Source organism: Methylobacterium variabile (assembly GCF_001043975.1).
GTDB classification, from domain to species: domain Bacteria; phylum Pseudomonadota; class Alphaproteobacteria; order Rhizobiales; family Beijerinckiaceae; genus Methylobacterium; species Methylobacterium variabile.
The window spans coordinates 21,211-43,816 of sequence record NZ_LABY01000001.1 but is presented as its reverse complement, the minus strand read 5'-3'; the positions used below and the strand labels follow the sequence as shown (position 1 = coordinate 43,816).

Genomic DNA, 22,606 nt, shown 5'->3' with positions numbered 1-22,606 from the left:
CGCGCCCGCAGACCCCGGGCGTGAGCCGGCCTACCCCCGCCACCCCGGCGGAGGGGGACGTGTACTGACCTCGGCGACGCTGGTGCGGTGACGGATGGCCGTGTCGGCCTCTCGCAACGCCGAGGCGGGCCGCACGTCTCGCTGGCCTGAGCCGCAGGCCCCGCGTTCCCGGATCGTGAACAGGAGAGACAGGCGTCAGGCCACGCCGATGACGCCAAAACTGTGCGAGGCAGGCCGCGCACGGGCCGCACCGGACCTGTATCCAGCTCGAACCGGAGAAAACCTCGCTCCGATCGGGGTGGTTCCGTGCCTCAGGGTCATTTTCTTAATGAACGTCACCTTATCGATGCGGTGCGCCCTCCGATCCCCACCGTAAGATAGATAGGCCACGGGAATGTCGGTGAAGACACGTCTGATCGGCATGCTTTCGTTATTAACCATCTTCGCGACGCTTACGGTCAGTCGGGACCTTCACGGCGCCTACGAGCGATGGACCCGATCCGTGGAGGCCGCGCACCTGGCCAAGGTGGACCGTCTTCTCACCCACGGCCTCTCGGAACTGCGCTTCGAGCGCGGCAGTGCCGTCTCGGGCCTGATGCTCGAGGCTTCCAAGCTCGACGCCAACCTCGCGGATCTGGCGAAGCGCCGCAAACTCTCCGACGAGGCGCTGTCCGGCGCCCTCGCGGTGCTGTCCTCCGACGCAGCCGACGAGCGCCTCGATCCCCGCCCGGTGGTCGAGACCTACGACGTCTGGAAGCGGATCCGGGCGGAGCTCGACGCCAGCCTGGGCAAGCCCTTGACCACCCGCGATCCCGGCCTCGCGAAGCGCATCAACGAGGCTCACCTGGGCCTCAACGGCGCCGTGGACGCCCTGATCCGCGCGACAGAGACGCGGCTGCGCCTGAAGGATTCGGGCCTGTCCAACCTCCTGCGCCTGCGGGAGATGAGCTGGTCGGCCCGATCGCTCGCCGGCAACGCCCACCTGATGGTCAACGACGTCCTGGCGAAGAATCGCGCGATGACCGCCAAGGAGCAGTTCGACTTCGCCGTGTTCGGCCGCGAGGCGCTGTTCGCCTTCACCATCGCCCGCGGCATTTCCGACGCCCTGAACGGCGCGCCCGAGCTGAAGGCCACCGTCGATCGGGCATGGATCGGCTACTTCGAGGGTCCTTTCGCGGAACGGACCAGGGCCCTCCTGCCCGCCCTGATCGACCCCTCGCTGCCGCGTCCGACGCTGGCCGAGTCGCGCGCCCAGTCGACACCCGCGCTCGACACCATCGCCGCCGTCGCGCTCGCCTCGGTCGTCGAACTCGAACGTGTCGCGGGCGCGACGGCCGATGCCGCCCGGACCGAGCTCGCCATCCAGGGATCGCTGCTGGTGCTCGTCCTGGTGCTCAGCCTCGGGGGGATGGTCTGGGTCTCCCACGGGGTGACCGGTCCGCTCGCGACCATGACCGGCGCCATGCGCCGGCTGGCCGGCGGGGACACGGCATCCGCGATCCCCTGTGGCGGGCGCCGCGACGAGATCGGCGCGATGGCGGGAGCCCTGGAGGTCTTTCGCGAGAACCTGATCCGCACCCGCCGGCTGGAGGAGGAGACGGCGCTCGCCCGCGCCTCGGCGGAGGAACAGCGCAAGGCCGGCATGCGCCAGATGGCCGACGGGTTCGAGGCGGCGGTCGGCGGCATCGTCGGCATGGTCTCCTCCGCCGCGAGCGAGCTGCAGGCGACCGCCCGCAGCATGAGCGCGACCGCCGGCGCGACCGCGGCCCAGTCGACCAGCGCCGCCGCCGCCGCCAACCAGGCGGCCACCAACGTCGGCACGGTGGCGGCGGCTGCCGAAGAACTCGGCGCGTCGGTGGCCGAGATCGGCCGGCAGGTCACGGACTCGGCCGACCTCGCGCGGAATGCGGTCGCCGAGGCGAACGCCACGGCGGGGCTGGTGCAGGACCTGTCGCAGGCGGCGAGCCGCATCGGCGATGTGGTGGCGCTGATCTCGCAGATCGCCGCCCAGACCAACCTTCTGGCCCTGAACGCCACCATCGAGGCGGCGCGCGCCGGCACGGCGGGACGCGGCTTCGCGGTGGTCGCCGCCGAGGTGAAGGAGCTGGCGGGCCAGACCGCGCGAGCGACCGACGAGATCGGCCGTCAGATCGGCCTGATCCAGGGCTCGACGGGCGAGGCGGTCGGCGCGATCGGCGGGATCAGCACCCGCATCCGGGAGATCGCGGGCGTCGCCGCCTCGGTCGCGGCCACGGTGGAGCAGCAGGGTGCGGCGACGCAGGAGATCGTGCGCAACGTCGCCCAGGCGGCGGCCGGTACCGGCGAGGTGACGACGAGCGTGGTCACCGTGGCGGGCGCCGCCGAGGAGACGGGGGCGGCGGCGAGCCAGGTGCTGGCATCGGCCTCCGAACTGTCGCGCCAGTCCGAGCACCTCGACGCCGAGGTGAAGCGGTTCCTGGCCAGCGTGCGCGCGGCCTGACCTGCGAAGGCGGCTCTCTGGAGGGCTCGGCTTCGGCCGGGCCCTCCATGTGCTGGATCGCGGCCTCGGGCCCGATCGATGTCCTCTTATACCCTCGCGCCTTCGCATCGACACGTCGATGCGAAGGCGTCCGGCGCATCAGCGCCGGCGCCCGTTCGGGCTTGCCTTGCGCCTCCGAACGGGTCCGTTCGAAGGCGCGGCGGTATTACGGGTAGCCGTAGCGGGCCTTCGCCGCCGCGAGGAGGCGCAGCGCCTCGCCGTCCCGGCCGGCCTCGCAGGCCGCGGAGGCGTTGGCGAGATCGGCCGAGAAGCGCTTCCCGACCGGGGCGTTGAGGTTGCCGGTGGCAACGTCGCTGTCGACCACCGCCTGGGTGCGGGCGATGGCCGGGCCGCAGCCGGCGCCGCCGGGGGGCACCGCGGCCGGCAGGCCCGCGACCGGGCCGATCGCGGCGGCGGGCGGGGCGGCCGGCTTCGACTGGCAGGCGGCGAGAGCGAGGAGGGCCACGAGGGCGAGCCCGGGCTTCAGGTGCGACACGGGAAGGCTCCAGCTTGGGAAGTGAGCACGTGCGGCCAAGCTTGTGGCAAGCACGGCCGGGGTGGTCAATCGCGGGCCGATGCGGCCTGCACGCGTCGACGACCTGCACGGGCCGACGACTTGCCCGGACCTGAAGACTTGGGCCGCGGCTTGTCATCGCGCCCTTGTCATCGTTCCCCGGGCCCTGTACACGAGGCCCCCTCGCACCGGGCTCATCACCCCTCAGGAGACGCGAGCCGTGGCTCATGCCGGCTCCCCGCTGACGCTTCCGACGACCGCCCTCTCGGCGGCGCGGTCGCGCGCGCTCCTCCTCGGCGGCCTTCTTCTCCTTACCAGCCCCTGAGGGCCGTCCGGGCGCGCGCCTGGGCCCTTGGGGGATCTGAGGACCGAGACACCTTCTTGAACGCCGCGCCCGCGCGACCTGCTTCCCGGGCGAACCAGGATTCCGAACCATGACCGACTTCGCTGCCCGCCCCTCCTCCCCCGAGCGCGTGCTGATCTTCGACACCACCCTGCGCGACGGCGAGCAGTGCCCCGGCGCCACCATGACGCTGGAGGAGAAGCTGGCGGTGGCCGAGATGCTCGACGCGATGGGCGTCGACATCATCGAGGCCGGCTTCCCGATCGCCTCCAACGGCGACTTCGAGGCGGTGGCGGAGATCGCCCGGCGATCGAAGTCGGCGGTGATCGCCGGCCTCGCCCGGGCGATCCCGGCCGACATCGCGCGGGCCGGCGAGGCGGTGCGCTTCGCGCGTCGCGGGCGCATCCACACCTTCGTGTCGACCTCGCCGATCCACCTCGCCCACCAGATGCGCAAGACCGAGGACGAGGTGCTGGAGATCATCGTCAAGACGGTGGCCCAGGCCCGCGACCTCGTCGAGGACGTCGAGTGGTCGGCGATGGACGCGACCCGCACGCCGATCGACTACCTGTGCCGCTGCGTCGAGGCGGCGATCCGGATGGGCGCCACCACCATCAACCTGCCCGACACGGTCGGCTACGCCACGCCCGAGGAGTACCGGGCGATGTTCCGCGCCGTGCGCGAGCGTGTGCCGAACGCCGACAAGGCGGTGTTCTCGGTTCACTGCCACAACGACTTAGGGTTGGCGGTAGCGAACTCGCTCGCCGGCATCGAGGGCGGCGCGCGCCAGATCGAGTGCACCATCAACGGCATCGGCGAGCGGGCCGGCAACGCGGCGCTGGAGGAGATCGTGATGGCGATCAAGACCCGCGCCGACGTATTGCCCTACGAGACCGGCATCGACACCACCCAGCTGGTCCGCGCCTCGAAGATGGTGGCCGGCGCCACCCACTTCCCGGTGCAGTACAACAAGGCGATCGTCGGCCGGAACGCCTTCGCGCACGAGAGCGGCATCCACCAGGACGGGATGCTGAAGAACCAGACCACCTACGAGATCATGACGCCGGAATCGGTCGGCGTGCACAAGACCTCCCTGGTGATGGGCAAGCATTCGGGCCGGGCCGCCTTCCGCTCGAAGCTCGACGACATGGGCTACAAGTTGTCCGACAACCAGTTCCAGGACGCCTTCGAGCGCTTCAAGGCTCTGGCCGACCGCAAGAAGCACGTCTACGACGAGGACATCGAGGCGCTGGTCGACGAGAACCTGGCCACCGCCCAGAACCGCATCCGCCTCGTCTCCCTGACGGTGGTCGCCGGCACCCGCGGCCCGCAGCGAGCGACGATGAAGCTCGCCATTGAGGACCGCGTCGTCACCGAGGAGGTCGACGGCAACGGCCCGGTCGACGCGGTGTTCAACGCCATCCAGGCCCTGGTGCCGCACGAGGCCTCGCTGGAGCTCTACGACGTCCACGCGGTCACCGGGGGCAGCGACGCCCAGGCCGAGGTCTCGGTGCGCCTGCGCCAGGACGACCGCATCGTCACCGCCCGCGGCGCCGACCCGGACACCCTGGTCGCCTCCGCCAAGGCCTACCTCGCCGCCCTCAACAAGCTGATGGCCGGCGCCAGCCGCCTGCACGCCCAGCACGCCGCGGCCGAGTGAGCCGCCACGGAGCGGGCCGCGTCGGCCGGGGCGAGTGAACCGGCAAAAAATCAACCGGCCGGCGGGATCGGGACTGGACAGCCCCCCGCCGGCCCATTAAACGACCCTCACCGCCGGGGCGGTTGGTGGCTTCCCCGGGTTCGCTCCTGTGAGCGACGGGCGCATAGCTCAGTTGGTAGAGCAGCTGACTCTTAATCAGCGGGTCCTAGGTTCGAGCCCTAGTGCGCCCACCATTCAAGTTACTCTCGCGGTAACTGCCATCGGCTGACCTTCGGGTGGCCGGCACCATAGGAACGGTTGGTGGCCGTTCCCCTTTCGCTCTCGCGAGCGACGGGCGCATAGCTCAGTTGGTAGAGCAGCTGACTCTTAATCAGCGGGTCCTAGGTTCGAGCCCTAGTGCGCCCACCACTCCCTTCCAATTTAAGTTACGGATCGAAGCGGTCGTGCGGTGGTCCGGACGGGGCATCTGCTCCCCCACACGAGCGGCCGGTCGCACGCCGTGGATTTCGGCTGAGTCGGATGACGACGCGAAGTGGTCCCGCCCAGGGGCGAGCATGACGGTGGTGCTGCTGCACGGGTTGGGGCGCACGCGGCGCAGCATGGCGAGGCTCGCGGCCCGCATCGCCGCCGCCGGCTATCGCGTGGAGACTCTCGGCTACCCGTCCCGCCGCCTCGGCATCGCCGCCTGCGCCGAGCACCTCCGGCCGGCCATAACGGCGATACGGCACCGGGCCGGGGGCCCGATCGTCCTCGTCGGGCATTCCATGGGCGGCCTCGTCGCTCGTCACCTCGCCACACCGGACCCGGACTTGGCGGCCGGCATCGTGATGCTGGGCACGCCCAACCGCGGCAGCGAGGCGGCCGACATCGTGTCGGCATCGCGGCTCGGGCGGGCGGTGTTCGGTCCGGCGATCCACGACCTGCGCGTCGACGCCTCCGGGGCGATCCCGGTGCCGGCTTGCCCGATGGCGGTCGTGGCCGGCACACAGGTCCTCATCCCGTTCTTCCGCCGCAGGATCCCGAGGCCGCACGACGGCTTGGTCAGCCTGGAGCGCGCCCAGCTCGGCGCCGGCGAGCGATGGCGCGCGGTGCCGGCCCATCACACTTGGCTGATGGACCATCCGGACACGGCGGCGATGGTGCTGGACGCCCTGACGGCCTGGCTTCCGCCTCCCGACCGGGCATGCTGACCTCGTATCGGCCCCAATCAGAACATTCGCGTTCAGTCGCCGGTGCTGCGCAGGGTCGCGTGGGAGCGGACAGCACCTGTGCGGGTCTTCTCCCGGTTCACCGAACCGGATCTCGCCCTGGGCAGGCCGGGATCGACGCAGGCGCCGCACGGTCATCGGGCAGGTCCGGGGGACCGTGCAGAGAGCTGTCAGGATGGCCGGCGGACATTCCGCTTGACGAGGAATCAGGGCGGGAACAGTGTCGCGGGGACATGATCGAGAACCGGACCCTTTGCGATCGACGCCGACGCCGCTTCACCCGAGCGGCGGCGTCTCGGCTGCGCGTCGATCAGCGCCCTTCCGCGTGATGGCTGCCTTACCGTAGTCCCACTCGCCGGAGGCGGCCCCGGCCCGCGTTCTCGAAACCCCCGCAGCCCTCGGCTTCGGGGGTTTTCTTTTGCCCGAACCACGGAAGGACACCCCCATGAGCATTCGCGTCGGCATTATCGGGATCAGCGGCTTCGGCGGCGGCGAGACGATGCGCCTGATCGCCGGCCACCCGTCCTTCGAGCTCGTCTACGCCGCGGGCGAGGGCAGCGCCGGCCGCCGTCTGGTGGACCGCTTTCCCGGCGTGCCGGCCAAGCTGGCCGACATGGTGATCGAGAAGTGGGATCCTGCGACCCTGCCGAAGCTCGACGTGCTGTTCGCGTCCCTGCCCACCGGCACCTCGGCCGAGGCGCTGGCGCGCGTGTCCAAGGACGTGAAGATCGTCGATATCGGCGGCGACCATCGCTACGTCGAGGGCTGGGCGTACGGCCTGGCCGACGTCTGGCCAGACCGGATCGAGGGCCGGAGCCGCGTCGCCAATCCCGGCTGCTTTCCCGCGGCGACGCTGACCGCGCTGGCGCCGCTCTTGGCCGACAGGCTGATCGAGCCCGGCAACATCGTGATCGACGCCAAGACCGGCATCTCCGGTGCCGGCCGCGGCGGCGCCGACAGCCGGTTCGGCTACGCCGAGAGCAACGAGAACCTGGTGCCCTACGGCCTGCTCAAGCACGTCCACATGCCCGAGATGGCCAGGACGATCGAGCAGCTGAGCGGCGGCAGCGCGGCCGGGCTGGTGTTCACGCCGCATCTGGTGCCGATGACCCGTGGTCTCCTCGCCACGATCTATTGCCGCGGCCGCGTCACCACGGCCGAGTGCCTGGACGCGGCCCGGCGCTTCTACGCCGGGCGGGCCTTCGTCCGCGTGACCGACACGCCGCCGCAGACCAAATGGGCGAGCGGCTCGAACCTCGCATTCGTCAGCTACGCGGCCGATCCGGAGCGCGATCTGGTGATCGCGATGGGCGCTGTCGACAATCTCGGCAAGGGAGCGGCCGGCCAAGCGGTGCAGAACGCGAACCTGATCTGCGGCCTGCCGGAGACCGCGGGACTGGAGGGCGTCCCCGTCTGGCCCTGACGAAGGCGGGTTCCGGGGAACTCCACCGCAGACGATCTCAGCCTCTCCCCGCGGGCGGGGAGAGGCGATGATTGCCAGGATCGTGAAGCGCCGACCGGACCGGCCGACTGCCGTCGGCGCCACCGGGGACGATCCTGTCGGGCCTCCCGCGGGTGGACCTCAGGCCGCCCGAAGAGCGGCTGTCAGGCCGGTGCGGCTTTCAAGCCGCCCGTACGGTGTCGAGGAAGCGGGCGACCTCGGCCGAGAGGTGCTCCGACTGGCGCGACAATTCAGAGGCCGAGGCGAGCACCTGCGATGCGGCCGCACCGGTCTCCTCGGCGGCACCGGCCACCCCGGCGATGTTGGCCGTCACATCGCCAGTCCCGGCCGCGGCCTGAGACACGTTGCGCACGATCTCGGGGGTGGCCGCCCCCTGCTGCTCCACCGCCGCCGCGATGCTCGTTGCCACGCCCGAGATCTCCTCGATCCGCGCCGTGATCTGGCCGATCGCGCCCGCCGCCTGGCCGGTCGAGGCCTGGATCGCCGCGATCTGGCTCGTGATCTCCTCGGTCGCCTTCGCGGTCTGGCCGGCCAGCTCCTTGACCTCGGCTGCGACCACCGCGAAGCCCCGTCCCGCCGCGCCGGCGCGCGCTGCCTCGATGGTGGCGTTGAGGGCCAGCAGGTTGGTCTGGGCTGCGATCGAGGAGATCAGCCCGACCACGTCGCCGATGCGGGCGGTGGCCTCGGTCAGTGCGCGGACCTGATGCGCGGTCTGCCCGGCCTCGGCCACGGCGCTCCGGGCCAGGCGCGCCGAGCCGTCGACCTGGCGGCCGATCTCCTGGACGGACGCACCCAGCTCTTCCGCCGCGGCGGCGACGGTGCCGACGTTCGAGGACGCCTCCTCGGCAGCGGCGGCCACGGCGGTCGACTGGGCGGCGGTCTGGGTCGCGGTGGCAGTCATGGTCTGGGCGGTGGCCTGCAGCTCGGTGGCCGAGGCGGAGACCTGACCGACGATGCCGCCGACCGCCCGCTCGAAGGCGTCGGCCATCTGGCGCATGCCGGCGCGGCGCTGCTCCTCGGCCGAGGCGCGGGCGAGCACCGTCTCCTCCTCCAGAGCGCGGGCGCGCACCATGCTCTCCTTGAACACCTGGACGGCGCTCGCCATCGCGCCGATCTCGTCGCGCCGGCCGGTACCGGGAATCTCCACCGTCAGGTCGTGGTGGGCGAGACGGCCCATCGCGGCGGTCATGCGGGCGATCGGGCGGGCGACGCCCAGGAGGCTGAAGACGATCGCGCCGGTCGCCGCCGCGAGCGCGAGCGCCGTCATCACCATCGCCGCCAGGATGCCGCCGCTCGCGCTGTCGCTGCTGCGCTCGGCGCTCGCCAGGGCGGCGCCGGCATTCATCGCGACGATCGCCTTCAGTGCGCCGGTGGCCTCGGCGTTGGTGCCGGTCATCTCAGGGCTGGTGAGCGTCGCGAGCGCCGAGGCCTGGTCACCGGCCGCCATCGCACCGGTCACCAGCTTCTGGCCCTCGAGATAGTGGTTCCAGTGGGTGACGAACCGCCCGAACGCGGCCCGCTCCTCGGCCCCGGAAATCAACGGCTCGTACCGCGCCTGCAGGTCGATCAGCGCCTTGCGGCTGTCGGTCAGGCTCTGCTCGTTGCGGTCGTAGGCGGCATCGTCGGTCGAGGTCACGACGAAGCGATAGAGATGGATCCGGTAGGACTGAGTTTCGGCATAGATCTGGCTGATCAGGTTCGAGGCCGGGATCCGGGTGCGGGCGATCTCGACGATGTCGTCCCGCAGCGTCATCAGCCGCAAGATCCCGTTGCCGCCCTGGGCCACGCTGAACAGCATCAACGTCATGATCGTCCCGATCAGGACATGCTTGATTGACAACTTCATCCTGAGACTGCCCAGCATCGACACAACCACCCCGGATCTGAGGCGTGTCCATGCATTAGACCATCTTTGTTAGTCCTTAGTGAAGGGCAGCGTTCCTGGAGCACGAAGCACCTGAACGACGACAAAATCCGCAGGCAAGCCTATCAACCGGGCAGGACGCTGCGCCCTGCGCACCTTGCCCGGCTGGGTCCTCGGGGCGCGCCGCTCTACTCCGCCGCCTCGCGCCCGGCCTGGTGCGGCCGCGGCCGGGCCTTGCGGCGCAGGGCGATCTCCTGCTCGCGCAGCTTCGGCAGCTCGCGGTGGGCCTGGTCGCGGCCCGGCAGGTAGGGCTTTGGCCAGACCTGCGTGCGGGCATCGTACCAGGCAGAGGCCTGGCGGCAGAAGTTGGGGTTCCACAGGTGCGGCCGGCCGAGCGCCACGATGTCGGCCCGGCGGGTATGCAGGATGGTGTTGACCTGACCCGCTTCCGTGATCGCTCCCACCGCCATTACGGCCATGCGGGCGCGGTTGCGGATCGCGTCGGCGAACTGGACCTGGAACATCCTTCCGTAGACCGGGCGCTGGTCGGCGACGGTCTGGCCGGCCGAGACGTCGACGAGGTCGCAGCCGGCCTCCTGCAGGGCCTCGGCCACCGCCACCGTGTCGGCCTCGGTCATGCCGCCCTCGGCCCAGTCGGTGGCGGAGATGCGCACCGACATCGGCCGCTCCGCCGGCCAGGCCGCCCGCATGGCGGAGAAGACCTCGAGCGGGAAGCGCAGGCGGTTCGCGATCGACCCGCCGTACTCGTCGGTGCGGGTGTTGGTGAGCGGCGACAGGAAGGAGGCGAGCAGGTAGCCGTGGGCGCAGTGCAGCTCCAGCATGTCGAAGCCGGCGCGCGCCGCCCGCTCGGCGGCTTGCACGAAGTCGTCGCGCACCCGGTCCATGCCGGCCCGGTCGAGGGCGTCCGGGACCTGGCTCACGCCATCGAGGTAGGGGATGGCGGAGGCCGAGACGATCGGCCAGTTTCCGTCAGGCAGCGGCCGGTCCATCCGCTCCCAGCCGACCTGCGTCGAGCCCTTTCGCCCGGCATGCCCCAGCTGCATCACGATCTTCGTGTCGGTGTGAGCGTGGACGAAGTCGACGATGCGGCGCCACTGGGCCTCGTGCGCGTCGGTCCACAGGCCGGGGCAGCCCGGGGTGATGCGGGCCTCCGCCGACGGGCAGGTCATCTCGGTGAACAAGAGGCCCGGGCCGCCGAGCGCGTGCGAGGTGTAGTGCACGAAGTGCCAGTCGGTGAGGTTGCCGCCCGCGTCGGCCGAGTACTGCGCCATCGGCGCCATCGCGACCCGGTTCGGGATCGTCATCTCGCGCAAGCGCAGCCGCGTGAACATCGGCGTCGGCCGGCTCTCGCGGTAATCCTCGCCGGTCTCGGCGTGGAGGCGGGCGTAGAACGCGTCGTCCACCGCCGCCACGTAGGCCGGGTCGCGCACCACCAGGTTGTCGTAGGTGATGGACTTCGCCCGGCACATCACCACCATCGAGAACTGCTCCGCGTCCATGTCCCAGGAGCGGCTCATGTGCTCGAACCAGGCCAGCGACACGTCGGCATTGTGCTGCACCACCTGGCACGGCGTGCGCCGGGCCCGGTCGTAGGCCGCGAACGCCGCCTGGACGTCCTCCTCGCCCTTCTCGACGAGCGCGTCCGAGAGGGCGATGGCGCATTCCATCGCGAGCTTGGTGCCCGAGCCGATCGAGAAATGGGCCGAGGCCTTGGCGTCGCCCAGGAGCACGATGTTGCCGTGCGACCAGCGATGGCAGAAGATCCGCGGGAAGCGGCGCCAGGTCGAGCGGTTGAGGAGCAGGCCGTGGCCCTGCAATTCCTCGGCGTAGAGGCCTTCCAGGACCCGGCGCGCGCCCTCCTCGTCGGTCTCGGTGAAGCCGTGGCCCTGCCAGCAGGCCTCGTCCATCTCGAACACCCAGGTCGAGCGGCCGGGCTCGTACTGGTAGGTGTGGGCGCAGACGATGCCGTGCGGCGTCTCGCGGAAGAAGTAGTTGAACTCGTCCATCGGCCGGGTCGAGCCCATCCAGCAGAAGCGGTTGGACTTGATCTCGACCTCGGGGAGGAACGCTTCGCGAAAATGCTCGCGGATGCGCGAGTTGATGCCGTCGCAGGCGACGATCACGTCGGAATCGGGGAAGCGGACACTGAGCTGGTCCGGCGGGATGCTCTCGCCGAAGTGGAGCTCCACCCCCTCCTCGCGGCAGCGCTCCTGCAGGATCTGGAGGAGCCGCATCCGGCTCACCCCGGCAAAGCCGTTGCCGCCGCAGCGCATGACCCGGCCCTGCTTGTGGATCGCGACGTCGTCCCAGTACGAGAACGCGTCGCGGATGCGGTCGAAGGAGCGGGGATCGCGCGACAGGAACTCGTGCAGGGTCTCGTCGGAGAACACGACGCCGAAGCCGAACGTGTCGTCGGCCCGGTTCTGCTCGTAGACCTCGACCTGCCAGCCGGGGCGGCGCTTCTTGGTCAGGAGCGCGCAGTAGAGCCCACCGGGTCCGCCGCCGATCACCGTGACGCGCATGGGGCTCCTCCTGAGGCGGCGAACGCGCCGCGGCAGAAAATTTATACTTGAACTATCTCGGCGCAAGGGCGGCCGTGACGGATCGCCGATTCGCCGCAGGATACCGATTGCGGCGCCCCAGGCAAGGCACCGCCATGGTGCAGTGCAGCAGAAGAAACGGCTTGTTTTTCAGCATCGTGCACGCTGCATTGCACACGGATGCGGCAGGGCGGAAAAATCATCACGGGCGGTTGCCAGACGATATTTCATGCGTAAAGTATTCCTCGCGAGACCGGCTGGGCTCAGACGAAAGAGCGCCGCCTCGCATCCCGCGCCGACTCGACTTCGGCCGCGGCGCACCGGACAAGTGCCGACGATGCTCTCGACACGAAGGGGACACACGGGATGACGCCGATCCGGAACGCCAGCCGCCTCGCGACCGCGCTTCTTGGCGCCACGCTGCTGGCCGGCCCCGCCGCCGCGCAAGGCGCCGAGAAGGTCCGGGTCGGGCTGATGTTCACCCTGTCGGGCCCCTCCGCCGTCCTCGGCGAGCAGGGCCGCGACGGGTTCCTGCTCGCCCTCGACACACTGGGCAAGAAGCTCGGCGGCCTCGACGCCGAGGTGGTGACGGTCGACGACGAGCTGAAGCCGGATGTGGCCACCAACAAGGCGCGGGAGCTGGTGAAGCGCGACCGGGTCGACTTCGTGGTCGGGCCGACCTTCTCCAACGTGCTGCGCGCGGTGGTGCGGCCGGTGACCGACGGCGGCGCCTTCCTGATCTCGCCCAACGCCGGCACCTCGAACTATGCCGGGGCGGAGTGCAACCCGAACCTGTTCGTCTCCTCCTACCAGAACGATCAGGTCCACGAGGTGCTGGGCAAGTACGCGCAGAACAAGGGCTACAAGCGCCTCGTCCTGCTGGCGCCGAACTACCAGGCGGGCAAGGACTCGCTCGCCGGCTTCAAGCATTCCTACAAGGGCGAGGTGGTGAACGAGATGTTCACGCCATTAGGCCAGCTCGACTTCTCGGCCGAGCTCGCCCAGATCTCGGCGGCCCAGCCCGACGCGGTGTTCGCCTTCATGCCGGGCGGCATGGGCGTCAACCTGGTGCGCCAGTACCGCCAGGCGGGCCTCAGCACCATCCCGTTCCTCTCCGCCTTCACGGTGGACGAGAGCACCCTGCCGGCCCAGAAGGACGCGGCGGTGGGCTACTTCGGCGGCGCCAACTGGGCGCCGAACCTCGACAACCCGCAATCCAAGGCCTTCGTGGCGGCTTACGAGAAGAAGTACGGCAGCGTGCCGGGCACCTACGCCATGCAGGCCTACGACGCCGCCCTGATGATCGACGCCGCGGTCAAGCGCGCCAAGGGTGACCTCAAGGACAAGGACGCCCTGCGGGCCGGCCTCAAGGCCGCCGAGTTCCAGTCCTTGCGCGGCAACTTCAAGATCGGCAACAACAACTACCCGATCCAGGATTTCTACCTCGTCAAGGCCGCCAAGCGCCCGGACGGCAAGTACGAGACCCAGATCGCGGAAAAGATCTTCTCGAACTATCAGGATAATTACGCCGCCGAGTGCAAGATGAAGTAAGCCTCGATCGTGAAGCTCCTCGTCATTCCGGGGCCGCGCAAGCGGAGCCCGGAATCCAGAACCGCCGGGAGTGCCGGATGAAGCGGAGCCGTTGCATCGTTGCCTGCACCACCTGCGCGTCTGGATCCCGGGCTCCGCTGCGCGGCCCCGGGATGACCCGGAGGGTGTCGGCAACCGGCGGGCAAACCCCGCACGATCGGGTCGTGTGATGCTCAACCTGTTCCTGATCCAGGCGCTGAACGGCGTCCAGCTCGGCATCCTGCTGTTCCTGGTGGCGGCGGGGCTGACGCTGATCTTCGGGGTGATGGACCTCATTAACCTCGCCCACGGCGCCCTCTACATGATCGGCGCGTATCTGGCCGCGACGCTCACCGCCGCTACCGGCAGCTTCCTCCTCGGCCTCGTCCTGGCGCTGCCGGCGACCCTCGCCTTCGGCCTCGCCCTCGAGTTCCTGGTGGTGCGCCACCTCTACGGCCGCGACCACCTCGACCAGGTGCTCGCCACCTTCGGGCTGATCCTGATCCTCAACGAGGGCGTGCGCATCGTCTGGGGCGCCGCGCCGATGAGCGTGCCGGTGCCCGACGCCCTGTCGGGCTCGGTGCGCCTCGTCGGCACCCTGCACTATCCCCTCTACCGGGTCGCCATCATCGCGGCCGGCCTCGCCACGGGCTTAGGGCTCCACCTCCTCGTCAACCACACCCGCCTCGGCATGCGCCTGCGCGCCGGGGCCAGCAACGGCCCGATGGTGGCCGCGCTCGGCGTCGACATCCGCCGGCTGTTCCTGGTGGTGTTCGGGCTCGGCGCGATGCTGGCGGGCTTCGCCGGCGCGATGGTGGCGCCGATCCTGTCGGTCGATCCCGGCATGGGCGACTCGGTGCTGATCCTGACCTTCGTGGTCATCGTCATCGGCGGCGTCGGCTCGGTGCGCGGCGCCTTCGTGGCCGGCCTCCTCGTCGGCCTCGCCGACCAGCTCGGGCGCACCTTCGGGCCGATCCTGCTGCGCAGCGTGATGGACGCGTCGGCCGCCTCGCAGACCGGGCGGACGCTCGCCCCGATGCTGATCTACATCCTGATGGCCATGGTGCTGTTCTTCCGGCCCTCCGGCCTCTTCCCGGCGCGGGGCAGCCGATGAGCAGCGCCCCGATGCTCGCCGCCCGCATCGCCGCCGAGCCGCCCCGGCGCCGCGCCGCGCTTCCCGGCGCCGCCCTGGCGGGGCTGGTGCTGGCGGCGCTGGCCTGCCTGCCGCTCGCCGCCGAGGCCGCGGGCCTGCCCTTCCTGGTCGTCACCGCGACCCGGATGATGATCTTCGGCCTCGCCGCCCTCTCCCTCGACCTGATCCTCGGCTACGGCGCGATGGTCTCGTTCGGCCACGCCGCCTTCATCGGCCTCGGCGCCTACGCGGTCGGCATCCTGGATGCCCACGGCGTCCGCGACCTCGCGATCCAGGCGCCCGTCGCGGCGGGCGTGTGCGCGCTCTTCGCCCTCGTCACCGGGGCGATCTCCCTGCGCACCCGCGGCGTCTACTTCATCATGATCACGCTCGCCTTCGGGCAGATGGCGTACTTCTTCATGGTCTCGCTCGCCGCTTACGGCGGCGACGACGGGTTGCCGCTGTCGGGCCGCTCGACCCTGTTCGGGATGCGGCTGGTCGAGGGCGATCCGGCCCTGTTCTATCTCGTGCTGGCGGTGCTCGCGGTCGCGCTCCTGGCGCTTCGCCGCGTCGTCGCCTCGCGCTTCGGCCGGGTCCTGCGCGGCAGCCGCGACAACGCGGTGCGGATGCAGGCGATCGGCTTCTCCCCCCTGCCCTACCGGCTCACCGCCTACGTCATCGCCGGCGCGATCGCCGGCCTCGCCGGGGTGCTCCTCGCCAACCAGGCGGAGTTCGTCTCGCCGGCCTACATGAGCTGGCAGCGCTCGGGCGAGCTGATCGTCATGGTGGTGCTCGGCGGCATGGGCACGCTCGTCGGCCCGGTAGCCGGAGCGGCGGCGCTCATCGCGCTGGAAGAGGTGCTGGCGCACTATTCCGACCACTGGCGCCTCGGCCTCGGGCTGATGCTGGTCGCCGTCGTGCTCCTCTCCCGCGGCGGCCTCGCCGGCCTCGCGGCCCGGCTCGCGGGGAGGCGCGCGTGACCCCGCTCCTCTCCGTTCGGAACCTGCGCAAGTCCTATGGCGCGCTCAAGGTCACCGACGACGTCAGCCTCGACGTGGCGGCGGGCGAGCTGCACGCCATCATCGGCCCGAACGGCGCCGGCAAGACCACGCTGATCCACCAGCTCTCCGGCAGCCTTCCCAGCGATTCCGGCACGGTGCACCTCGCGGGCGAGGACGTCACGGCCCTGCCGATGATGGCGCGGGTGCGCCGGGGGCTCGCCCGCTCGTTCCAGATCACCTCGATCCTCGACGGGTTCTCGGTGCTGGAGAACGTGGCGCTCGCCGTGCAGGCCCGCTCCGGCTCGAGCTTCCGGTTCTTCCGCCCCGCCGCCAGCGAGGCACGGCTCAACGACGAGGCGCTGGCCGCGCTCGCCCGCGTCGGCCTTGCCGACCGGGCCGGCCGGCGGGCCGGCAGCCTGTCGCACGGCGAGAAGCGCCAGCTCGAACTCGCGGTGGCGCTCGCCACCGGTGCCAGCCTGCTCCTCCTCGACGAGCCGCTGGCCGGGACCGGCCCGGAGGAATCGGCGATCCTGGTCGGGCTGATGCGCGAGCTGAAGGCCACCCACACCATCGTGCTCATCGAGCACGACATGGAGGCGGTGTTCGCCCTCGCCGACCGGATGAGCGTGCTGGTCTACGGCCGGGTCATCGCCAGCGGGGCGCCCGACGCGGTCCGCTCCGACCCGGCGGTGCGCGCCGCCTATCTGGGCGAGGAGGAGGCGGCCTGATGCTCACCGTCGAGGGACTGGAGAGCGCCTACGGCGATTCCCGCATCCTGTTCGGGATCGACCTGTCGGTCGCCAAGGGCGAGGTGGTGACGCTGCTCGGCCGCAACGGCATGGGCAAGACCACGACCGTGAAGTCGATCTTCGGCCTCCTCAAGCCCCGGGCCGGCCGCATCCTGATCGACGGCGAGGACATGGCCGGGCGTCCGTCCCACCTCGTCGCCCGCCGGGGCCTCGGGCTGGTGCCGGAGGGCCGCCAAGTCTTCCCGACCCTCTCGGTCGAGGAGAACCTGGTCGCCACCCATCGCGGCGGGCGCGGCGCCAAGTGGAATCTCGACGCCGTCTACCGCCTGTTCCCGCGGCTCAAGGAGCGGCGGCGCAACGGCGGCGACCAGCTCTCCGGCGGCGAGCAGCAGATGCTGGCGATCGGCCGGGCGCTGATGACCAACCCGCGCCTCATCGTCCTCGACGAGGCCACGGAGGGGCTGGCGCCGCTGATCCGCGAGGAGATCTGGGCCTGCCTGCGGGCGATCAAGGACGAGGGCGAGGCGATCCTGGTGATCGACAAGAACGTCGACGCGCTCGCCCGCTTCGCCGACCGCCACGTGGTGATCGAGAAGGGCCGCGTGGTCTGGACCGGCACCAGCGCGGCGCTCCGCGAGGCGCCGGAGGTGAAGGATCGGTTCCTTCATGTGTAAAACATCTTGTCTCGAAGGAGTGACCGCATGACCCCCATGACCGCAGGCATCACCCGCGCCGGTGAGGGCATCGAGGGCGTCCGCTGGAACATCCTCGGGCAGATCTACGTGCCGAAGCAGCTCTCCGAGAGCTCGCTGTCCTGGCACGCCACCTTCCCGCCGGGCACCTTCGTGCCGCCGCACATCCACCCGACGCAGGACGAGTTCCTGTACATCCTGCAAGGGCGGCTCACCGCGGTGCTCGACGGGCAGGAGAGTGTCGCCGAGCCCGGCGACACGATCCGGCTGCCGCGGGGCCAGCCGCACGGGCTGTTCAACCGCTCGGACGCGGACGTGAAGTGCTTCTTCTGGGTCTCGCCGGCGCGCCGCCTCTACGACCTGTTCTGGGCCCTGCACAACCTCGGGCCGCAGGCCAATCCGGCCGACGTGGTGGCCATCTCGGCCAAGCACGAGGTCGACTTCCTGCCGCCCCCGGACGCGGAGTGAGGCGATGCGCGTCATCATCGTCGGCGCCGGCATCGGTGGGCTCGCCACCGCCCTGATGCTCCATCGGCGCGGCATCCGCGCCGAGATCTACGAGCAGGCCGCGGAAGTGCGCGAGGTCGGGGTCGGGATCAACACCCTGCCGCACGCGATCCGCGAGCTCGCCGAGCTCGACCTGCTGCCGGCCCTCGACCGGGTGGCGATCCGCACGAAGGAACTGGCCTACTTCAACCGCCAGGGCCAGGAGGTGTGGCGCGAGCCGCGCGGGATCGACGCCGGCCACCCGGTGCCGCAATTCTCGATCCATCGCGGGCGCCTCCAGGCGGTGCTGTACGACGCGGTGCGCGAGCGCCTCGGGCCGGACGCGGTGAGGACCGGGCTGTCGCTCGCCGGCTTCCTGCAGGACGAGGCCGGGGTCACGGCCCATTTCACCGATGCGCTCAAGGGTGACGCCGGCCGCACCGTGCGGGGCGACGTGCTGGTCGCCTGCGACGGCATCCACTCGGTGGTGCGCCGCCGCTTCTTCCCCGACGAGGGCCCGCCGCGCTGGGACGGGGTGCTGATGTGGCGCGGCGCCACCGAATGGGGGCCTTGGGGCGACGGCCGCACCATGGCGATCGGCGGCGGCATGGGCGCGAAATGCGTGCTCTACCCCATCGCCGAGGCCGAGGGCGGCCGCCAGCTGATGAACTGGGTGGTGTTCGTGAAGATGGCGGATGGCAAGGTCTCGCCGCCGCCGAAGGAGAGCTGGTCGCGCCCCGCCCACCGCTCGCAGGTGCTGCCCTACGCGAAGCGCTTCGCCCTGCCGGATTTCGACCTCGCGGCGCTGGTCGAGGCGACGCCGCAGATCTTCGAATACCCGATGTGCGACCGCGATCCGCTGCCGCGCTGGACCCACGGGCGGGTGACGCTCCTGGGAGACGCCGCCCACCCGATGTACCCGGTCGGCTCCAACGGCGCCTCGCAGGCAATCCTCGACGCGCGGGCGCTCGGCGACGCGCTGGCCCGGGCCGAGCACCCGATGCAGGCGCTCCACGCCTACGAGGCGGAGCGCCGGCCGAAGACCGCCGAGATCGTGCTCCTCAACCGCAAGGGCGGGCCGGAGCGGGTGATCGACGAGGTCGAGAAGCGGGCCCCGGCGGGGTTCTCGCGGATCGAGGACGTGCTGAGCCACGCCGAGCGCCAGGCGATCGTCAGCGGCTATGCCGGCAAGGCGGGGTTCGCGGTGGCGGGCAAGGTGAGCCCGCTCCGGGTGGCGGTGTGAGGCACACCGCGTTGTGAGCCATTCTCCTCTCCCCGCCCGCGGGGAGAGGGCTTTGCCCCTCTGCCGGGGCAAAGCAAGCGTAGGCGCAGCCGGAGCGAGGGTGAGGGGATCCCGACGAGTGAGACTCGTCCGGAAACACCCCTCACCCTCGCGGCGAACCCGCGGTTCGCTGCTCGCTGCGCTCCCTGAACGGGAGGTGGGATCTTCGATCCTCAAGCCCTCTCCCCGCCTGTGGGGAGAGGGGTACTGCGCCCAAATCCTTTAAGGTTGAAATATCCATGGCCGACGCCCCTTCCCCTCCCCGCCACGTCCTCGTCACCGGCGCCGCCCGCGGCATCGGGCGGGCGATCGCGGCAGGTTTCGTGGCGGCGGGGGAGCGGGTGACGGTGCTGGGCCGCAAGCCGGAGAGTTCCGAGCGCGCCCGGAGCGAACTCGGCGCCGCCCACGCGGTGGCGGCGGACGTCTCCGACGCGGCGGCGCTGGAGCGAGCCCTGAAGGACGCCGCCGCGGCGGGCGGCCCGGTCGACGTGCTGGTCAACAATGCCGGCGGGGCCGAGACCGCGCCGCTCGCCCGCAGCGACGTCGACACCCTGCGCCGGATGATGGCCCTCAACCTCGAGCCGGTTCTGGTGGCGGCCCGCGCCGTCGCACCGGCCATGAAGGCCAGTGGGGCCGGGCGGATCGTCACTGTCGCCTCCACCGCCGGCCTCAAGGGCTACGGCTACGTGAGCGCCTACTGCGCCGCCAAGCACGCCGTCGTCGGCCTGACCCGGGCGCTCGCCCTGGAACTGGCCGGCACCGGCATTACCGTCAATGCGGTCTGCCCCGGCTTCACAGACACCGACCTCGTCGGCCACGCCATCGACGGGCTCGAGGCGAAGACCGGCCGGGACCGCGATGACCTCCTCGCCGAATTCACCCGCCACAACCCGATGGGCCGCCTGATCCGCCCCGAGGAGGTGGCCGACGCCGTCTTGTGGCTCGCGGGTGCAGGGGCCGGCGCCGTCACCGGCCAGGCGATCGCGGTGGCGGGAGGCGAGCTGTGAACGCGAAGGCCGAGATTCCTGCCGAGATCCCCGGTCACCGCAGCGAGCTGCGGCTGTGGCTGCGCCTGCTCACCACCGCCAACACCATCGAGGCGGAGATCCGCCGGCGCCTGCGCGACCGCTTCAACACCACCCTGCCGCGCTTCGACCTGATGGCGCAGCTCGAGCGCGCGCCGGACGGCATCCAGCTCGGCGAGCTGTCGCGCCGGATGATGGTCTCGAACGGCAACGTCACCGGCCTCGTCGAGCGGCTGGCGCAGGAGGAGCTGATCGACCGCCAGGTCTCGGAATCCGACCGGCGGGCGGTGCAGGTGCGCCTGACCGCGCAGGGGCGCACGGTCTTTGCCGAGATGGCCCGGGCTCACGCCGACTGGATCGCCGAGCTCGTCGGCGCCCTCGATCCCGCCGAGCAGGAGGCGCTGTCGGCGCAGCTCTCCGCCCTCAAGGCCTCGGTGCGGCCGGGCGGCACCACCGCAAAGCCAAAGCCTAAACGCCAGGGAGGCACCATGAGGCGCCAGAATGCCATCGCGGCCCCGCTTGACCGCTTCACGCCGCAGCATTTCGGCTTCGCGATCGAGGACGGCATCGCGACCGTGACCTTGAACCGGCCGGAGAAGAAGAACCCGCTCACCTTCGAGAGCTACGCCGAGCTGCGCGACACCTTCCGGGCCCTGCGCTTCGAGGAGAGCGTGACCGCGGTGGTCGTCACCGGCGCCGGCGGCAACTTCTCCAGCGGCGGCGACGTGTTCGAGATCATCGAGCCGCTGACCACCATGGGGGCTGCCGACCTCCACGCCTTCACGACGATGACCGGCGACCTCGTCAAGGAGATGCGGGCCTGCCCGCAGCCGGTCGTGGCGGCGGTTGAGGGGGTCTGCGCCGGGGCCGGCGCGATCATCGCCATGGCCTCCGACCTGCGGGTGGCGGCCGCCGGCGCCAAGGTGGCGTTCCTGTTCAACCGCGTCGGGCTCGCCGGCTGCGACATGGGGGCCTGCGCGATCCTGCCCCGGATCATCGGCCAGGGCCGGGCCTCGGAGCTGCTCTACACCGGCCGCTTCATGAGCGCCGAGGAGGGCGAGCGCTGGGGCTTCTTCAACCGGCTGGTGCCGGCCGGCGAGGCGCTGAGTGCCGCCCGCGAGACCGCCGGCGCCCTGGTCCAGGGCCCGGCCTACGCCAACGGCCTGACCAAGCGGATGCTGCACATGGAATGGGCGATGGGGGTGGATGCCGCCATCGACGCCGAGGCGATGGCCCAGGCGCTCTGCATGAAGACCCAGGATTTCCGCCGCGCCTTCGAGGCCTTCGCCGGCAAGACCAAGCCGGTCTTCGAGGGCAACTGAGATGCCCGACCGCAGCTTCCTCGACTGGCCGTTCTTCGAGCCCCGCCACCGCGACCTCGCGGCGCGGGCCGACGCCTGGGCCGCCCGCACGGTGCCGGACCTCGTCGACCATCACGACGTCGACGGCTCGTGCCGTCGCCTCGTCGCGGCCCTGGGCGACGCGGGTTTCCTCCGCTTCGCCGCGCCCGAGGACGGGGTGTTCGACGTGCGGGCGCTCTGCCTGCTGCGCGAGACCTTCGCCCGCCACGACGGGCTCGCCGACTTCGCCTTCGCCATGCAGGGCCTCGGCACCGGGGCGGTGACGCTCGCCGGCACGCCGGCGCAGCGCGACGCGGTGCTGCCCGGGGTGCGGGCCGGGCGCCGCATCGCCGCCTTCGCGCTGACCGAGCCGGAGGCGGGCTCCGACGTCGCCCAGATCGCGCTTTCGGCGACGCCGATGGGCGACGGAACCGTGCGGCTCGATGGCGAGAAGACCTGGATCTCGAACGGCGGCATTGCCGACCACTACGTCGTCTTCACCCGCAGCGGCGAGGCGCCGGGCGCGCGGGGCCTCTCGGCCTACCTGGTGCCGGCGGACACGCCCGGCCTGACGATTGCGGAGCGCCTCGACACCATCGCCCCCCACCCGCTGGCGCGGCTGCGCTTCGACGATTGCCGCGTGCCGGCGGAGAACCGCATCGGCGCGGCCGGGGCCGGGTTCAAGGTCGCGATGGCGACGCTCGACGTCTTTCGCGCGACCGTCGGCGCCGCGGCCCTGGGTTTTGCCCGCCGCGCTCTCGACGCGGCCCTGGAGCGCGCGCAATCCCGGCACCTGTTCGGGGCGCCCCTCGCGGCGATGCAGCTGACCCAGACCAGCCTCGCCGAGATGGCGACAGCGATCGATACCGCGGCGCTCCACGTCTACCGCGCCGCCTGGACCCGCGATTCCGGCGCGCCCCGCATCACCCGCGAGGCCGCGATGGCCAAGATGGTGGCGACGGAAGCCGCGCAAGAGGTGATCGACCGGGCGGTGCAGCTCCACGGCGGCGAGGGCGTCCGCTCCGGCTCGGTGCCGGAGACGCTCTACCGCGAGATCCGGGCGCTCCGGATCTACGAGGGCGCCACCGAGGTCCAGAAGCTCGTCATCGCCCGCCAGATCCTCGCCTGAGGAGGACCGTCCCATGGAGGCTGCCGTGCCGGAGACCCTTGCGATCGCGTATCCCGAGGCCGCCGCCGAGC

The 22,606-nt window shown here is 71.0% G+C and carries 17 protein-coding genes, 2 tRNA genes and 1 pseudogene; 17 read left to right on the top strand and 3 right to left on the bottom strand.

Annotated features, from left to right (window positions below):
• The first annotated feature begins 394 nt into the window (after window positions 1-394).
• The gene (locus VQ02_RS00210; protein WP_048442128.1) at window positions 395-2,479 is read left to right on the top strand and encodes a methyl-accepting chemotaxis protein; all 2,085 of its coding nucleotides are present in this window, start codon (window positions 395-397) and stop codon (window positions 2,477-2,479) included.
• 205 nt (window positions 2,480-2,684) lie between these two features.
• Here the strand turns inward: VQ02_RS00210 and VQ02_RS00205 are convergent, their stop codons facing one another.
• Window positions 2,685-3,014: a hypothetical protein gene (locus VQ02_RS00205; protein ID WP_048442127.1), complete on the bottom strand. Its 330-nt coding sequence runs from the start codon at window positions 3,012-3,014 to the stop codon at window positions 2,685-2,687.
• A 452-nt stretch (window positions 3,015-3,466) separates the two neighbouring features.
• Between VQ02_RS00205 and VQ02_RS00200 the strand changes: the two genes are divergently transcribed.
• The 5 genes from VQ02_RS00200 to argC all read left to right on the top strand — a co-directional run bounded on the left by VQ02_RS00200 (window position 3,467) and on the right by argC (window position 7,666).
• The gene (locus tag VQ02_RS00200; protein ID WP_048442126.1) at window positions 3,467-5,035 is read left to right on the top strand and encodes a 2-isopropylmalate synthase; all 1,569 of its coding nucleotides are present in this window, start codon (window positions 3,467-3,469) and stop codon (window positions 5,033-5,035) included.
• Between the two features lie 157 nt (window positions 5,036-5,192).
• A tRNA-Lys gene (locus tag VQ02_RS00195) sits at window positions 5,193-5,268 on the top strand.
• Between the two features lie 99 nt (window positions 5,269-5,367).
• Window positions 5,368-5,443: transfer RNA gene (locus VQ02_RS00190), tRNA-Lys, on the top strand.
• A 146-nt stretch (window positions 5,444-5,589) separates the two neighbouring features.
• On the top strand, window positions 5,590-6,225 hold the full coding sequence (locus tag VQ02_RS00185) for an alpha/beta fold hydrolase (RefSeq protein ID WP_053080068.1): 636 nt from the start codon (window positions 5,590-5,592) through the stop codon (window positions 6,223-6,225).
• Window positions 6,226-6,688: 463 nt separating this feature from the next.
• Window positions 6,689-7,666, top strand: a complete 978-nt coding sequence (gene argC / locus VQ02_RS00180) for an N-acetyl-gamma-glutamyl-phosphate reductase (protein WP_048442125.1) — start codon at window positions 6,689-6,691, stop codon at window positions 7,664-7,666.
• A 199-nt stretch (window positions 7,667-7,865) separates the two neighbouring features.
• On the opposite strand, the gene VQ02_RS00175 is transcribed toward argC, so the two are convergent.
• Both VQ02_RS00175 and VQ02_RS00170 read right to left on the bottom strand, forming a co-directional pair.
• Window positions 7,866-9,551 (bottom strand): methyl-accepting chemotaxis protein, encoded by a 1,686-nt coding sequence (locus tag VQ02_RS00175; RefSeq protein ID WP_048442124.1) that lies wholly within the window; start codon window positions 9,549-9,551, stop codon window positions 7,866-7,868.
• A gap of 206 nt (window positions 9,552-9,757) precedes the next feature.
• The gene (locus VQ02_RS00170; protein WP_048442123.1) at window positions 9,758-12,112 is read right to left on the bottom strand and encodes an oxidoreductase; all 2,355 of its coding nucleotides are present in this window, start codon (window positions 12,110-12,112) and stop codon (window positions 9,758-9,760) included.
• Window positions 12,113-12,496: 384 nt separating this feature from the next.
• Here VQ02_RS00170 and VQ02_RS00165 point away from each other — a divergent pair, with 384 nt between their 5' ends.
• The 11 genes and pseudogenes from VQ02_RS00165 (at window position 12,497) to VQ02_RS00120 (ending at window position 22,535) form a co-directional block, all read left to right on the top strand.
• Entirely contained in the window at window positions 12,497-13,681 is a 1,185-nt protein-coding gene (locus VQ02_RS00165; RefSeq protein ID WP_048442122.1) for an ABC transporter substrate-binding protein, read from the top strand.
• A 208-nt stretch (window positions 13,682-13,889) separates the two neighbouring features.
• Window positions 13,890-14,813: a branched-chain amino acid ABC transporter permease gene (locus VQ02_RS00160; protein ID WP_048442121.1), complete on the top strand. Its 924-nt coding sequence runs from the start codon at window positions 13,890-13,892 to the stop codon at window positions 14,811-14,813.
• The gene (locus VQ02_RS00155; protein ID WP_048442120.1) at window positions 14,810-15,811 is read left to right on the top strand and encodes a branched-chain amino acid ABC transporter permease; all 1,002 of its coding nucleotides are present in this window, start codon (window positions 14,810-14,812) and stop codon (window positions 15,809-15,811) included. Before VQ02_RS00160 ends, VQ02_RS00155 begins: the two co-directional genes overlap by 4 nt.
• Entirely contained in the window at window positions 15,808-16,560 is a 753-nt protein-coding gene (locus tag VQ02_RS00150; protein WP_048442119.1) for an ABC transporter ATP-binding protein, read from the top strand. Before VQ02_RS00155 ends, VQ02_RS00150 begins: the two co-directional genes overlap by 4 nt.
• On the top strand, window positions 16,560-17,255 hold the full coding sequence (locus VQ02_RS00145) for an ABC transporter ATP-binding protein (protein ID WP_048442118.1): 696 nt from the start codon (window positions 16,560-16,562) through the stop codon (window positions 17,253-17,255). Before VQ02_RS00150 ends, VQ02_RS00145 begins: the two co-directional genes overlap by 1 nt.
• A gap of 27 nt (window positions 17,256-17,282) precedes the next feature.
• Entirely contained in the window at window positions 17,283-17,741 is a 459-nt protein-coding gene (locus VQ02_RS00140; RefSeq protein WP_048442117.1) for a cupin domain-containing protein, read from the top strand.
• A 4-nt stretch (window positions 17,742-17,745) separates the two neighbouring features.
• A complete protein-coding gene (locus VQ02_RS00135) occupies window positions 17,746-19,002 on the top strand; it encodes a flavin-dependent oxidoreductase (protein ID WP_048442116.1) in 1,257 nt (418 codons plus the stop codon).
• A 278-nt stretch (window positions 19,003-19,280) separates the two neighbouring features.
• Window positions 19,281-20,048, top strand: coding sequence for an SDR family NAD(P)-dependent oxidoreductase (locus tag VQ02_RS00130; RefSeq protein WP_048442115.1), 768 nt, complete (start codon window positions 19,281-19,283; stop codon window positions 20,046-20,048).
• Window positions 19,979-20,344: pseudogene (locus VQ02_RS37970) on the top strand (MarR family transcriptional regulator); the annotation flags it as partial. The gene VQ02_RS00130 and the pseudogene VQ02_RS37970, both read left to right, overlap by 70 nt.
• A gap of 210 nt (window positions 20,345-20,554) precedes the next feature.
• Complete coding sequence (locus VQ02_RS37965; RefSeq protein ID WP_048442135.1) at window positions 20,555-21,388, top strand: enoyl-CoA hydratase family protein; 834 nt, start codon at window positions 20,555-20,557, stop codon at window positions 21,386-21,388.
• A 1-nt stretch (window position 21,389) separates the two neighbouring features.
• Window positions 21,390-22,535 (top strand): acyl-CoA dehydrogenase family protein, encoded by a 1,146-nt coding sequence (locus VQ02_RS00120; protein ID WP_048442114.1) that lies wholly within the window; start codon window positions 21,390-21,392, stop codon window positions 22,533-22,535.
• Window positions 22,536-22,606: the final 71 nt, after the last annotated feature.